The organism is Candidatus Paceibacterota bacterium, from assembly GCA_041661265.1.
Taxonomy (GTDB): domain Bacteria; phylum Patescibacteriota; class Minisyncoccia; order JAHIHE01; family JAGLIN01; genus JBAZUT01.
In genome coordinates this window covers 1-14412 of record JBAZUT010000016.1, presented here as the reverse complement: position 1 = coordinate 14412, position 14412 = coordinate 1, and the positions used below count along the sequence as shown (strand labels likewise).

13 protein-coding genes are annotated in these 14412 nt (G+C 42.8%); all 13 read right to left on the bottom strand.

Translation table 11 applies throughout. From position 1 onward, the window contains the following. Nucleotides 1-80 precede the first annotated feature (80 nt). Nucleotides 81-1205: an MFS transporter gene (locus WC788_08590; GenBank protein ID MFA6097652.1), complete on the bottom strand. Its 1125-nt coding sequence runs from the start codon at nt 1203-1205 to the stop codon at nt 81-83. Between the two features lie 42 nt (nt 1206-1247). Then, on the bottom strand, nt 1248-1700 hold the full coding sequence (locus WC788_08585) for a hypothetical protein (GenBank protein ID MFA6097651.1): 453 nt from the start codon (nt 1698-1700) through the stop codon (nt 1248-1250). A 48-nt stretch (nt 1701-1748) separates the two neighbouring features. Continuing rightward, on the bottom strand, nt 1749-1946 hold the full coding sequence (locus tag WC788_08580; protein MFA6097650.1) for a hypothetical protein: 198 nt from the start codon (nt 1944-1946) through the stop codon (nt 1749-1751). Beyond that, a complete protein-coding gene (locus WC788_08575; protein MFA6097649.1) occupies nt 1947-3026 on the bottom strand; it encodes a tyrosine/phenylalanine carboxypeptidase domain-containing protein in 1080 nt (359 codons plus the stop codon). It lies immediately after the preceding gene. Nucleotides 3027-3084: 58 nt separating this feature from the next. Further along, nucleotides 3085-4371: an ATP-grasp domain-containing protein gene (locus WC788_08570; protein ID MFA6097648.1), complete on the bottom strand. Its 1287-nt coding sequence runs from the start codon at nt 4369-4371 to the stop codon at nt 3085-3087. 78 nt (nt 4372-4449) lie between these two features. Then, nucleotides 4450-5463: a hypothetical protein gene (locus WC788_08565; GenBank protein ID MFA6097647.1), complete on the bottom strand. Its 1014-nt coding sequence runs from the start codon at nt 5461-5463 to the stop codon at nt 4450-4452. A 61-nt stretch (nt 5464-5524) separates the two neighbouring features. Then, nucleotides 5525-6529 (bottom strand): glutamate ligase, encoded by a 1005-nt coding sequence (locus WC788_08560; GenBank protein ID MFA6097646.1) that lies wholly within the window; start codon nt 6527-6529, stop codon nt 5525-5527. A 1-nt stretch (nt 6530) separates the two neighbouring features. Next, nucleotides 6531-7814 (bottom strand): ATP-grasp domain-containing protein, encoded by a 1284-nt coding sequence (locus tag WC788_08555; GenBank protein ID MFA6097645.1) that lies wholly within the window; start codon nt 7812-7814, stop codon nt 6531-6533. A gap of 11 nt (nt 7815-7825) precedes the next feature. Continuing rightward, a complete protein-coding gene (locus WC788_08550; protein ID MFA6097644.1) occupies nt 7826-10606 on the bottom strand; it encodes a tyrosine/phenylalanine carboxypeptidase domain-containing protein in 2781 nt (926 codons plus the stop codon). Continuing rightward, a complete protein-coding gene (locus WC788_08545; protein ID MFA6097643.1) occupies nt 10599-11249 on the bottom strand; it encodes a 7TM domain-containing protein in 651 nt (216 codons plus the stop codon). Before WC788_08545 ends, WC788_08550 begins: the two co-directional genes overlap by 8 nt. Nucleotides 11250-11350: 101 nt before the next feature. After that, nucleotides 11351-12901 (bottom strand): GNAT family N-acetyltransferase, encoded by a 1551-nt coding sequence (locus WC788_08540; GenBank protein ID MFA6097642.1) that lies wholly within the window; start codon nt 12899-12901, stop codon nt 11351-11353. 4 nt (nt 12902-12905) lie between these two features. Further along, entirely contained in the window at nt 12906-13403 is a 498-nt protein-coding gene (gene ruvC, locus WC788_08535; GenBank protein MFA6097641.1) for a crossover junction endodeoxyribonuclease RuvC, read from the bottom strand. Nucleotides 13404-13543: 140 nt separating this feature from the next. Next, a complete protein-coding gene (locus WC788_08530; protein ID MFA6097640.1) occupies nt 13544-14269 on the bottom strand; it encodes a YebC/PmpR family DNA-binding transcriptional regulator in 726 nt (241 codons plus the stop codon). Between the last annotated feature and the right edge of the window lie 143 nt (nt 14270-14412).

The following is a 14412-nucleotide window of genomic DNA, read 5'->3' as shown; positions in this document are numbered from 1 at the left end:
AAAAAAACACTTGCGCCTGACAAAAGTACCGCTTCTCTTATCTTTTATTATATAGTATATCAGGTATTTTTGAAACCTATCTACTCCCTGATCAAATTCACAAATAATCCGGATATGGCGCTGACAATAATGCCATAGATCAGAACATCTTTGAACGGCAAAAAAATTGAAATGACCGCGAAGGCCAGAAGCCCCAAAAAAGCGATCAAGGCTCCGCCGATCTCAAATATGGCGACATATTCGGTCCGGGGTTCCTTGTCCATATGCTCCTGAAGTTTCACATTCCATGGTATGCCCTGCAATGTTCCGGTGAAGATAGCGGCGCTGTTTAGCATGAATATGCTCAGAAAAGAATTTGCGAAGATCCTGAAAAAACCCGTAAAACTGTTGAGAACGCTTCCCAGGAGCAGGATTTTTTTTCTTCTGGACCGGTCTGTCCATTTTCCGATGAAATGAAGAGCGATAAGCGAGATAAAAAGCGACGCAGTCTGTATGAATCCTATAGTATTATATTGCGGAAGGATCGCAAATATGAAGATTGGCCAGATGGTATTGCCGAGATATATCTCAAAATTGAATGCGCCATTGGCTATCATATCCGGATAGATCTTCCTGATGCTAACCAGGCTGAATTTGATCTTTCTTATCTTCGAGATCTCGGGGGTCAGAAGAAGAAAATATATAGCCGGCAGGATCAGCGCAATGACCGCATAGAACACGAATTTGAAACCATAAAGGCTTATAATGAATCCGCCAAGGAGAGGGCCCAGCGCATTGCCGATCGTCGTATATATACTAAGCTTGCTGTAGATCTTTCCCCTGTCTTCATCAGGAGACATCTTGGAAAGATGTACCAGGAAAGGAAGCCACTGTAAAGCCTGCACGGAACCGAAAATAAATGCGCTGGCATAGAATACTCCGGATACGTTTTCCACCATGCCCAAAAAAATGTAATAGATGATCGAGAAAAAGAAGGATACGCTCATTATCCTCTTTGCGCCATAAGAGCTCGAAAGCCAGGCGGCAACCGGCAAAAAAGCCAATCTCCCGACTTGCGTTATGGCAAAGAACAATAAAATGGAAGAAAGTGAAAACCCTTTGTTATAGAAATAAAGCGGTATGAAGATCTGCACGATCGAGTTCGCGAATTGAAAAATGCTGAAACTGAGATAGAAAAGCCTGATCTCTTTGCGGTTTGAATCCATGATGATTTGTCTCTGATTAATATAGTTTAATAAATTCCCTTCTTATTCCCCTCCGGCCTGATCTTGTTTGTCATATAGATTATATAGATCATCCTTATAATATTTTTCCATGAACTCGCTGAAATACGGAAGGAAAAGCTCATAGTCTTTCTTCCCCTGAAGAACTTCTTTATTCGGAAGATCGAGGTCTTTCCATATCGTCTTGGCCACATCTTTGGCGGCTTTCAATCCTCTGTCATATGCATAGGCTCCCATCTTGATGAGATATAGAATGAATTTCGGATCGACTCTGGACAGGCGGACATATTTTTCAAATTCCCGAATCGACCCGGCATTTTCCAGATCGAATAGCTCTGTTTCGCCGCCGAAATATATCCTGTCCTTGGAAAGATATTTGCCGCCGGATTTGGGATCGAACCCTCTGAAAGTCCTCAGACATATTCTTTTGGCCGTATTTATCGCTTCTTTCTCGCATTTTTCCTTTATTTTTGCCATTTTTATGCTCAGATCCTTTTTTTCTCCCTCCGGCTCAGAGACCAGGCTTTACTCCAGCTTATGATATCCGTTCCCGCATAGATTTTCTTCCAAATTGAGATCATAAATATATTTGAAAACCTTCGCATAATTCCACCCATTTTCATATTTCCCCTCGCCATTTTTCCCTCCCCTTATTTTTTCCATAGCCATCACATAATACGGATCGGCATTGATCTCATAGTCATGAAAAGAATCCCCAAGCACTTATTTTTTGATCTCCAATTCGCTCCTCTTTGAAACTCCCTCATTTACGGTATCCCAGCCTTCCCCCATTGGCCCCTTGAAACCATTCTTTTCATTATAATAATTGGTTGTCACGTGCAGGCCGATCTCATGCGCACAAAGTTCCAGCATTCTTATTCCGCTCACCTTCTTGTCCGCGGGAATAAGAACGACCCCATGATCATATTTCGGCGTCTTGGCGCTTACTCTGATATTGGAAATTTCATTATCTATGACCACTTTATATCCGCCATCTTTCAGTCCGGCCTTTATCAGCGCAAGCTCGAAATATGTCCTGATCTCTTCCGCATTGAATTCTGAATCCTCCAGCTCGTTCTCAAGCTCGCTTTTTTCAGGCCTGTTCTTGAGATATTCTATCTTGTCTTCATAGATTTCATTGGCCTTCTTGCACAGATCGTCGCTTACATCCCCGTAATAGTTCTTTGACTGTTCAAATGCCTGATCGCTTTCGCCTTTTGCGAAATGCTCGTAGAAGCTTAGCTTGCTCATCCCCATCTTTATAAGATCGGAAACAATGACTTTGGCATTTTCATTTTCAAGACTGCCGGCCCTGCGCTCCAATTCCTGCAATTTCATTTCCACATCCCTTATCTCGACCTGATCAATTTTACCTTTTCCCGGATAAGTAAAGGTCGGACACATCTTCAAATATTCTTCGTCGGATAGGTTCTTTTCCGAACTGAGATTCTCTTTTATTTTCTGATAGAATGCTTCAAACTCTTCTTTCATATCCCTGCCATTCTCACCCTTTGGTTCGATAGTCACAAGAAGATCGAATTTATCGGTTATTGCGCTGATCTCCTTGGAATAATCCATGAGCTCTTTCAGTTCCTTTCTGGTTTTTTCCTTTCCCGTCTTGCTCTCATCCAGATCAAGGCTTTTTATCATCATTTCAGTTTCCGCCATGCCATATGACTCTGCTTCATCCTCTATGGACCGGGAAACGCTTTCATCGCTCATTTCTTCTATGGCGTTTTCCATATCCCGGTCACCTTCGGCTCTTCTTATGTCCGAATAGATATTTTCATAACGCTTGCCCATATTTTTAATATAATTGATAAACAATAATATTTTGTTTAATATGCCAAACCGCGGATCATCAGCTTTTCATCCCGATCCGGATGATATTCTTTATTTCCTTGAGGTCATTATCGAATATTTTTTCCGACTCGTTTTTCAGAAAGACATTAACGACGCTGGTATAACCGCTTTTGGCAAGTCCGGCGTGATCCCCCTCTTTCTTGTCGACTATCATCCTGAGAAAGGACGGCAATTTTTTGACGTCGTCCAAACCGTCTATGGACTCTATGATCCCGTCTTCCTTCGGAAAAAATTCAATAGCCGCAAAGAAATATTTCAGCCTGTGCTTGATGATAGGTTTCTTGCCCAATCTTATCCGGAGGTCATTTTCGATGTGGTCGAAGCCATAGGCATTTTTGAACATCCTGTATCTGTATCCCCCGATCCTTGCTCCCACTTCGATAATTTTCCAGCTTCCGTCATCCAGCCTCATGAGTTCGCAATGCGCAGTGGTGTTCTTCAGGCCCAGAGCCTTTGCGCCTTTTCTCACAACATTGAAGGCTTTTTTTATTTCAGCCTGATCCAGGCCCGAAGGAGTGATCCTCGCATAAAGATGGAAATCTTCCATTCCGACGTCGCGCGCCGTGATAATTCGCACCAGGGGCGTAAAATATATTTTCTGATCCTTATCGACATAGATCCCGGACGTATACATTTTTCCTTCCATCATTTCCTCGGCCAAGACCTTCGGCTTAACCTTCACGCCGATCTTCTCGTAAACGCTTTTGATCTCCCCGAAAATATGGTCAATATTATTCCTGAGATCATTGATGTCATGCGAAACGGTTATCAGCCTGCTTTTACTGAGATGCGCCGGCTTCAACATACATGGATATCCCACCTTCTCGTTAATTTCATTGATATCCTTTCTACTGTTTACAAGGATGAATTTTGGCGTAATTTTCGGATCATGTTTATAGAAAGCATTCCTCATTTTCACCTTATCCGTACATTTTTCAATGGCTGCAGCCGGAGTGCTGTTCTTGAGCCTGATTATCTTTGACACTTTATAATACAGATCTCCGTATTTTTCCGCATAGAAGCAGATCGAAAAAATGTTGTTCTTTATTTTTTCCAGTTCGTCGCGGATATCCTTTTCGCTGGTAACGTCGCATTTTATCACATAGTCAACTTTTCTCGGACAATCCTCATTTTCATAAGAAAAATAACCGTCTTTTTCCGTGATCACTGCGATCCTGAACTTATCTCTCGTGTCCTTTTCTATCTTGTTTATGGTCTTGATATACTTTGCCGAAACATCTCCTATGAACAAAACAATATTCCTTTCTTCGTTTTTTGATGGCATACCGGATATTTATTATACAGATTAATTTTGTGAATATTTTCCTCCTGTTCAATTCTTCTATTTATGCAAGATCTCATTTTACTTATTCTTCGTCTCCGGAAACAGCATGTCGATTATCTCCCCCGCCACATTCCTCGGCTTTCCTTCGTAGGGATAGTGATGAAGAGATATTCCCGGAGAGGAATTTACCTCCAGTACGACATAGCTCTTCTTCGTAGGCTTCATGGATATGTCCTGATTGGTCATGATGTCTATGCCCCCGTATGCAAGGCCCGGAATAGCGCGAATTATATTAACGGCTATTTTTCTCAATTCAGGATGCACGCGATCGGTCACATCAATACTGTCTCCTCCTGTGGAAATATTGGAATTGCTCCGGAGATAAAGTTTTTTTCCTTTATTAAGAACGCTGTTCAGCCTCAGACCTTCTGCCGCGATCTTTCCTCTTGCAACATCATCGATCTTTATTTTTACGAAGATGTCCAGGGAGCTGTCACCGCGCCTGGGGTCGCTGTTCTTAATTTCAATGAGTTCCCCGATGCTGTGGATCCCGTCTCCGACAACATTGGCCGGTTCCCTGTGGGTTGCGGCGACATATTTGTCTTTTGTAGCCAGGATCCTGTATTCTTTTCCATAAAAATATTTCTCGACCAGGACATAGTCGTTGTCCGCAAGCACTTCCTTAATGGCCTTCTCGCACATTTTTCTGTTCTTCAAGCCGACAAAGACCAGCCTTCCCTGGTTCCCATCGACCATTTTGATGACGACGGGGTAACCGATCTTGTTTATGTATGCGTAAACTTCTTTTATATTTTTTCTGTTGAAAAGTTTCCCCTCAACAACGCTGATCTTCGCCCTTTCCAGCAGGCTTTTGGCAAGAGCTTTGTTTATGGTCGCATAATCCGCCGTCGAGGTTATCTGCGAGCTTTTTTGCCCGATGATATATTCATAATGGCCTTTATACGACAGCTCCATAAAAGCCATCTCTTCCTGATAATCATTTATGTGATCTATCGTGATCCCTCTTCTTAAAATTTCTTCCGCCAGAATAACAGAGCTTATTGATTTTATGCTCGATATTTTTTTTCCCATGTGATTATAATGAGTATTTTAGCAGGATATTGAACACTGCAATAGATGTCCCTTTCTGATCTTATTTTTTTGTTTCCGGAAAAAGCATGTCTATGATTTCCTTTGCGGCATTCCTGGATTTTCCGGAATATGGCTCATGGTGCGAACGCAATCCGGGAGACGAATTCATTTCGATGATGATATAACTGCCGGGCGCAGGTTTCTCCGAAATATCCCGGGACATCAGGTCGATCCCGGAATATGCAAGCCCCGGGATGGCCCGGACTGCCCGGACTGCGATCTTCTTATATCCGGGATGGATTATGTCGGTATAGTCAACGCTATCCCCTCCCGTTGAAAGATTCGAGTTATTCCTTAAATATATTTTTACTCCGTTTGCCGGAACGGAGTCCGGTGCAAGCCCCTGTTCGGACAATTTTTTGATGACCGCTTCATCGATCTTTATTTTTGTAAGGAAACTGTCGTGCTCATCCCCCCTTTTCGGATCCCTGTTCTTCATTTCGACAAGCTCTCCTATTTTATGGATTCCGTCTCCCGTGATATTTGCGGGTTCTCTGTTTATCACTCCGATCACTTTTCTTTTCGTAGCCAATATCCTGAACTCTTTTCCGTCAAACTTTTTTTCTATCAGCACAAGGCTATTGACCTGGAAGATCGCGCTTAATGCTTCATCAAGATCCTTGCCGTTGTTTATTCCCGCAAAAACCATGTCTCCGTGAGAACCGGCGATCTTTTTTGCAACTACGGGATATTCTATGCTATCGCAATAACCGGGCACTTCTTTTGCGTCTTCTTTCCTGAATACCCTGCCCTCGGCAACACTGATGCCGCTTCTTTGCAGGAAGATCCTGGTCAGATCCTTGTTTTCCAATATCCAATACGCCTCAAGCGAGGTCTTTGAGCTTCTCTGGCCGATCAAAACTTCCCGATGCCCTTCATAGCCGAGATCCAGGAATGCTTCATCGTATCTGTAAGGATTGATATGCTCAACTTTTATGCCCCTTTTCATGGCCTCTTCGGCCAGGAGTACGGAACTGATCGATCTTATGGTATTTATTTTTTCCATATTAGTTGATCTTTATTTTTATTATATTCCTCATTTTTTCAAGATCATCATACAGCATTTTTTCTTCTTTGTGATTCAAGACCACCTGCAGAACATATGTATAGCCGTCGCGGGAAAATCCGCACATATCTCCCGGGTTTTTCGCCTGCTCGAATCTCAGAAAGGACGGCATTTTTTTCATCTCTTCAATTCCTTCAACTGAAACTATCTTCCCCTCTTTTTCCGGAAAGATCTCAAGGACCGCCGTATATGATCTGGGCTTTCTCGGAATTACCGGCTTCCCTCCCATTCTGTTCAGAAAATCATTTTCATAATGTTTTATACCGAAAGAAAGTTTCAGCATTTCGTTCCGATAGCCTCCCGGCCTGGTCTGAAGCTCGACTATTTTCCAGTCTCCGTTTGTCGTCCTCATTAGCTCGATGTGTATGGTCACCGAAGTCGGTCCGGTCGCTTTTATGGCTTTGATGGACGCTTCTTGCGCTTTCTTCTCGTCTTCTTCGGTGATCTTGGCGGGGGTCACCCGATAATAATTGAAAAAATCATCTATTCCGATGTCTTTGCCGGTCACGACCCTGACTATCGGAGTGAGAAACGTCTTGCCCTTCGGACTCACATAGGCGTCAATGGAATATAATTCTCCTTCCATATATTCTTCCGCAAGGACCATCGGTTCGCTTTCCGAATGTACGGACCTATAGACCTCGCTGATCTTTTCAAACGTATTTTTCAGATTTTTTTCCAATTCCTCCCTGTTATTGGATCTTATAACCAGTCTGCTCTTGGTGAGATTGAGAGGTTTCGTAACGCAAGGAAATCCTATGTTTTGTATGATCTCGGATACGCTGTTCACGTCCTTTATGAGCATGAACTTCGGCGTGATCTCGGGATATTTCCCGATGAACCTTTTCCTCATCTCAAGCTTGCTGTTGCATATCTCAAGGGATCCTTCGCTCGGCATATTCACACCGGGAAGCAGTTTCACCAGGCGCCTGAAAAGCGGCATCCATGATTCGAAATAGCAAAAAACGATCGCAATCTCGTCCTTGACCGAATTCAAGGATCTTTCGATATCCCTGACATCTTTTGTATCGCACCTCAGGACAAAATCAAATCTTTTTTCCATGCCTTCCTGTTTGGGCGGCTTTTCATTGAGATCCATCTCTCGCGAGGTCAGGACCGCCGTGCGGAATTCCCTCTTCTGCGAAATTTCAAAATTTTCCACGTCATCGATATTGCTGTTATACGCGGTTCCAAGAAATAATATTATATTCCTCTTATTTTCCATATTATTGAAAATTATTTGAGAAAGATCTTTCTGTATATTTCAAGATCGTTCTCGAGCTTATATCTCACCTTTTCCCTCCTGACGATCCCAAGCTTGATGAAAAGAGGCAGCAGGCTGGGATCGACCTTCGCCGCTACCATGTAATCTCCAAAACCATTATCAAATATTTTCTTGGCAAGTACCTCCCCCTCAAGGTACATCTTATCTTTCGGAAAATACGCTTCTCCCTTCGAAAGACTCTCCCTGAATCCCCGGAACACTCTTCTCAGGATGAATAATGTTTCTTTCTGCGAAAGTTTTGCGATCGACTCCTCATCCATTCCCTTCGAATGATATTCCTTCACCTTCAGATCGTATATATAATCAAACGTCTTGTGATAGCTGTCTCCTTTTCTGATCCGGTTCATGGCAAGCACATAATAGGGATTCGGAAGCTCTTTTTTCACACCAAAGATATCATTCATCAGATCATTTTCGGTTATCTTGGCCACGCCTTCCTGATAAAGCTCGTAGTCGCGCCCAAAGATCACTCCTCCGAGTCCCATGTCTTTATTGTTGGCATTCGTCTTTACGTGGACAATCTCATGGATGACCCTTCTCATAAGATTCACTCCGTTCAGATTCCTCCCTTCAGGAATAACAATGGTCGGCTTCTCGTATTTCGGCGAATTGAACTTCACATCGATCTGGCTTGAGTCCTTGTCTATGACGACATCCCATCCCCCGATGCCCATCGCAAGAAGCGCTTCCTTAAACTTATCCCTGATGGCTCCGTCGTCAAATATGGTTTTTTTGAGATTGAGATAGTTCTCGTCGCCCACCTGCTCCTCCTTCGCCGCCAGTATTTCCTGATAGACATCTTCCGCTTTTTTCACCAGGTCCTGGCTTATATCGCCATATATTTTCTTTGCGTATTCGAAAGACATTGCCTCGTTCTTTTCCATAACGGCGATCAAAAAGCTGATCTTATATTTCATAAGAACTATCGACTCCTGGACTATCTGCTTCAGACACTCATTATCTTCGATCTTGGCCATTTTCAGGATGTCATCCAGCTTTCCCATCGCAGTTTCAAGATTTTTCGCTTTGACATTGACCAATGTCGGATAATAGAAGGTCGGATTGTATTCTTTTTTCTCCACATTGGCCAGAAAATCTTCTATCTCGGAAGCATAATCTTTTCCTGCCTTTCCGAACGGATTTATGAACGAGTACACGTCATTGAACTTTCCGGCCGCTTTGTCTATCTCGTCGGAATAATATGAAAGTTTCTTTATGGCATTCAGATTCACTTCAGCCAGGTCTTTCTCGCTTGCCGAGATGGAGCTGATTATGGCCCCGATCCCTTTGGTCTTCAGGCTTGAAATGGATCCATAGTCCAGCCTCTGGACGATGGAAGTCTGGCTCTTGCTCGGATCCACAAGAAATTTTCCGAGGTCTTTTCTCCCGATTATGACCGGAAACTCGAGATTGCTCCGGTCCGTTATGGTCATTTTTGAAACCACTTCCTTGTCCGCAAGAGACACGTCCATTTTTATCACCAGCCTGTATGAGGACCCATGGCTCGATTTCACTACCACAGTATCGAACTTGTCTCCCCACTTGGCGATCTTATCCTTTATCTTCTTGTCCAGATCCGCCTTATCCGATTTTTCTCCGATCTGCATATTTTTCACATCTTCATCGAATTCGTTTATAACATCTTCATAGCCCAATTCTTTGGCGAGATTCTTGTCCATTGATGAAAGATCAGCGCCCGTATCGATCTTTGCCTTCAGTTCGGTATCTTCCTGCCCCTCGCGCTTTATCTTTATCAGCTCGACGATGCCGACGATCTGCTTTCCCGAAATTTCTTCGATCTCCTGCTGTATCTCCCCTCCGAAAAGATCCTGCGCCAGCCTTATGCCGTGAGCTTCATTCTTCACCTTGATCCCTGTCACCTTCTGCAGGCGATATTTGAGCGAGGCGAGATTCGCGTTCTGTATGGAAAGTCCCGGATGCGCGTTTATCTCCAGAACCACAGGACCCCTGTCTCTGTCCATGGCGATATCCACGCCAACATATCCAAGCTTCGATATTTCCTGGCATTTGATCGCGATTTCCAATATTTCTCTCCAGTATGGTATCTTGATCCCCCTGAGAACAAGTTTCGTATCGGGAGTCTTTTCTATCAGCTGATCGTACATGATGGCATGAGTTGTTACGCCGGTTGAAATATCTATTCCCACTCCGATCCCGCCCATATGCAAATTCGCTTTTCCTCCGGACTCCTTGGTGGGAAGCCTCAGCATCGCCATCACCGGAACTTTATTGAAAACAATGACCCTGATGTCGGGGATCCCTTTGAAAGCATACGGCTTGAACGTCTTTGTCAGCTTGACCCTTTCTTCGAAAAAGGCGATATCGTTCATCCTGGAAAGAGAATAAAACCCTTCAAAAATGTTCATGATATGGCTTGAAAGATCAGCAATGGTGATCTTCTCCCCTTTTGTCGAAACCCAGCTGGCATCTTTGTTCTGTCCGAAGATGACCTTTATGCCTTCTCCGCCGCCGCCATGATTGGGCTTCAAAACGAAACTTTTGGGAAGGATATCCCACTTGAAAACCTCAAGCTCCTTCCTGTTCCTGATTATTCCATAGACCTTCGGAACCGGTATGCCGGCCTTATATAGCGCCTCCTTGCTCCTGAGCTTGTTGTTCGCAAGCCTGATGGCGCTGCCTCTGTTGTAAGGCCTTACATATAGGAGATTTCTGGCGTTCATGCCTAGAGCGCCTTGGATGTTCTTATTCATTTTTTGCGTTATTGATTACTCCTTTGAATCTGAAATATTCGCTGAGGCGCAGCCCCGTCCATCTTCCCAGAAGCAGGTTCACAATGAACAGAAGAAGGATATATTCCGGATGTTCAAGCACGAGATTCCTGAACTTGTCCCAGATCACGATATAATAGCAGACTGTGGAAATAATAAGCGTTTCGATCGAAAGCAGTGAGGCGGTCCTGAATCCTTTTTCCACCTGGGTGGATATGAATTTCTCTATCAAAGTTATAAGAATGAGGATCGCAAGGATCGAGGTCGAGGCCAGTGCGGTTTTTTGCATATATCCGCCCACCGTAAGCATCGCGAGCGTGGCAATGCTGATCGCCGTGATCACGATCGCCATCCTGGGAATATAAAGCAAAGTGAAATTCTTGAGGAAATATCTTACCAATGTTCCGGTTGCAAGGATAATGATGAATATCGCAAGGCCATATTTCAGCCCCGTCGCCCAGAAAGCGAAGGCGAGCGCCAGCGGGGTATAAATTCCAAAAGATTTTATTCCGATGACCTGCCTGAAAATTGCGATGAGTGTCGCAAGATACGGAAGAGACAGGATAAGATAGGCCATCTCGACATCGACTCCCTGGCTGGTGATGAATTGTATTATTTCGGACATGGTGTAAAATTAAAAGTTAATAACTAAAAGCTAAAAAGGATAATGCAAAATAACAAATGGCTTATGCCTTGTCCGCCGTTTATTATTTCCAATCATTGAATTTATTTTTTTATTCTTCTTATCCTGTTTAAAGACTCTCTTTCTTTATATGTTTTCATCTTTTCATCATAAATTTCTTTCCACTTCTCAAGATCAGATATTATTTCAGGAGAAAATTTACTGCTCTCGTCCTTATTTGATATTAGGGAAGAAAACAGCTTTTCAATAACCTTATTTGTATAAAAGTATTCATTATTCAGTCCAAATGCCTCAACTCCCTTATTTATTTCATGCCATTTTCCCGCCTCATTTTTGTCATCCATGCTAACTATGTCTTTATGCCATTCTTTTGCAGAGACAAATCCATTTTCTTTATAAAATTTATCTAGTTTTTCGCTGAAATATTCATATTCATGATCTGAATCAGATGTTTTCGGAATTGCGCTAAGGTCTATTGAATCGTATTCCGATTTAATGTGCGAAAGAATTGCGCTTCCGGTTCCTTGACTATGATATTGCGGCAGAACTGCAAGCATTGTTATATGCGCATTTTTTTTATCCCTACTTTCCAATGCTGCAATTCCGATGATCTTTTTTCCTTCATTTCTTGCTACAATTATTTTATAATCATCCGCATGCCCTTTTCTCTTTAAACTGATTATTGCTTCGGCTTCGCCCTTATATCCTATAGAACGGCCTTCTTTCGTGGGAATGTCCATAATTTTGATGAACTGCTTCAAATCTTCATTGCTTCCTTCTGAAATTGTTCCATTAAATTCAGCTTGGGGTTGTTCTTCTGCAATTCTCTTATTTCTTGCCCGCATTTCATATCCCTGAAAATCTCTTCCTTCTTCCTCATCCTCTTCTTTATTTGATTTGCTTATATCGATCTCGATCTCGTCATCGGGATTCAACAGCCCTTCTCTTGAACCATCTGAAAAAAAACATTCCTTGTGGGTAAGCAATGACCCTTGCCGGGAAGCGAACTCTTCCAGCAGATCTTCCTCTAGCGGGCCCGCTTCCTTTTCCAGGTCGTCTAAACATTGATCAAGTTCTTTCGTTTTTTCTTTTAACTCCGGGACTGTCAATGAGAAGTATGGCAAGGATGATGTTTTTTTAAGCCTTTTACATATTTCTTCCGCAAACATCAGACATCTCTTAACTTCAATCTTAACCATTTTATTTTGATTTTCAAAATTCTCCACAATATCCCTGAATAATCCTATCTTCTCTTTCAATTCGTTAAAATAATCAATCAGATTTCCTAAAGAGCCCGTGGTTTCTGATGACGAATACTTTGTATCATAACCTGGGCAACGCCTCATTAGCACATAACCAATACTGCCGAAAGCTGATTCTATGTCTTTCCATGACGCCTCCGGATCAGACATTATTTTTTTAAATTTTTCCGTATATATTTCAATATAAGAACAGTCTTTGTCATTGTTATAGAATAGGCCTTGTTCTTCCCGTTCTTTATAAACACTAGCCAAATCTGAGAGCTGTTCAATTATACCGCTATCAGCAACTTCTTTCTTAAAGCTTATCAATGTATCTTCCCTATTTTCAATGTCCTTATAGCGCCCATACTCATAGAATGTCTCATTTCGCATAAATTTATCTGCTTTTATTTATTTTTCCTTCAAGTTTCATGCTGTTTGCACAGCATATCGCGACGGCTAGCGCATCTGCGGCATCATCCGGCTTGGGAATGACGTTTAGGCCGAGGATCATCTTAACCATATTCTGCACTTGCTTTTTTTCAGCGCGCCCATAGCCTACCACCGCCTGCTTGACCTGTAAAGGGGTGTATTCGAAGACCTCAAGTTCCATGCTTTTTCCGATATACAAAACAACCCCGCGCGCCTCGCCGACCGAAATGGCAGTTTTTGCATTCTTGAAGAAAAACAGTTCTTCAACCGCGATAGCATGGGGTTTATACTTAGTTATTATCTTTTTCAATTGTTCTCCGATAAGGTTCAACCTTTCGGGCATTTCCAGTTTTGAATCGGTCAATATGCATCCATGATCGATCGCGGATATCTTGCCGCCTGAGCTTTCCAGAACTCCGAATCCAGTCGTTGCAGTTCCCGGATCAATGCCGAGGATAATCATGGATTTAATGTAAAATGTAAATATAAAAATGGAAAATGACAATGTAAAATCCAAAGTATCGCTCAAACCATTGATATTTAAAATTTATTTTTCATTTTTAACTGTAATTTTTATTTTTGATTTTTTAATTTTTCATTTCTTTATTCTTCCATATTCGAATATATTTCGTTCACATCGTCATGAGCGTCGATCGCGTCAAAAAGCGTCTCGATCTGCTTTGACACATTTTCATCGGCGATCTTGATCTTGTTCTTCGGCCTCCACTCAAATCCGGTTTCCTGGACCGCAATCTTCTTCTTTTCGAGGCTCTCTTTGACCTTGTATACATCTTCGGGTCTCATATAGACAACGATCGAGTCTCCGATCTCTTCAAAATCCTGAGCTCCGGCATCGATTATATTCATCTCCAGCTCGTCTTTGTCCATCCCCGGGACCGGTGTCTCAATGTCAATAAACCCGAATCGGTCAAACATCCACTTGACGCTTCCGCTTTCACCGAACCTTCCGCCATTTTTAGAAAGAATGTTCTTCATTTCGGAAACCGTCCTGTTATTGCTGTCCGTGGTGCATTCAATGATGATAGCGATCCCCCCGGGTCCGTAGCCCTCATAGGTCACTTCTTCTATCGTAGCGCCCGCAAGCTCGCCCGTTCCTTTTTTTATGGCCTTCTCGATGTTATCCGCCGGCATATTGGACTTTTTCGCCTTTTCAATGACGATCCTGAGATTCGGATTGAAATCCGGATCTCCTCCGCTCCTTGCGGCTATGGTTATCATCTTGGAAAGCTGCGAAAATACTTTTCCCCTCTTGACGTCAGCGACCCCCTTCTGCCTTTTGATCTGTTTCCACTTCGAATGTCCGGACATATATTTAAATGATAAATTTAAGACTTCCGGCAAGAACTCCCTGTGGTGTCCTTAAAGACCCACAGGGATGAATTGCCGCCCGTACCACTTGCGATAGGCATGTTGTATAATGATTGCATATGATAAATATAGAAAGTGACACA

Coding starts and splice junctions, on each gene's coding strand:
- WC788_08590 (MFA6097652.1), bottom strand. CDS start 1,205: ATGGATTCAAACCGCAAAGAGATCAGGCTTTTCTATCTCAGTTTCAGC.
- WC788_08585 (MFA6097651.1), bottom strand. CDS start 1,700: ATGGCAAAAATAAAGGAAAAATGCGAGAAAGAAGCGATAAATACGGCC.
- WC788_08575 (MFA6097649.1), bottom strand. CDS start 3,026: ATGGGCAAGCGTTATGAAAATATCTATTCGGACATAAGAAGAGCCGAA.
- WC788_08570 (MFA6097648.1), bottom strand. CDS start 4,371: ATGCCATCAAAAAACGAAGAAAGGAATATTGTTTTGTTCATAGGAGAT.
- WC788_08565 (MFA6097647.1), bottom strand. CDS start 5,463: ATGGGAAAAAAAATATCGAGCATAAAATCAATAAGCTCTGTTATTCTG.
- WC788_08560 (MFA6097646.1), bottom strand. CDS start 6,529: ATGGAAAAAATAAATACCATAAGATCGATCAGTTCCGTACTCCTGGCC.
- WC788_08555 (MFA6097645.1), bottom strand. CDS start 7,814: ATGGAAAATAAGAGGAATATAATATTATTTCTTGGAACCGCGTATAAC.
- WC788_08550 (MFA6097644.1), bottom strand. CDS start 10,606: ATGAATAAGAACATCCAAGGCGCTCTAGGCATGAACGCCAGAAATCTC.
- WC788_08545 (MFA6097643.1), bottom strand. CDS start 11,249: ATGTCCGAAATAATACAATTCATCACCAGCCAGGGAGTCGATGTCGAG.
- WC788_08540 (MFA6097642.1), bottom strand. CDS start 12,901: ATGCGAAATGAGACATTCTATGAGTATGGGCGCTATAAGGACATTGAA.
- ruvC (MFA6097641.1), bottom strand. CDS start 13,403: ATGATTATCCTCGGCATTGATCCGGGAACTGCAACGACTGGATTCGGA.
- WC788_08530 (MFA6097640.1), bottom strand. CDS start 14,269: ATGTCCGGACATTCGAAGTGGAAACAGATCAAAAGGCAGAAGGGGGTC.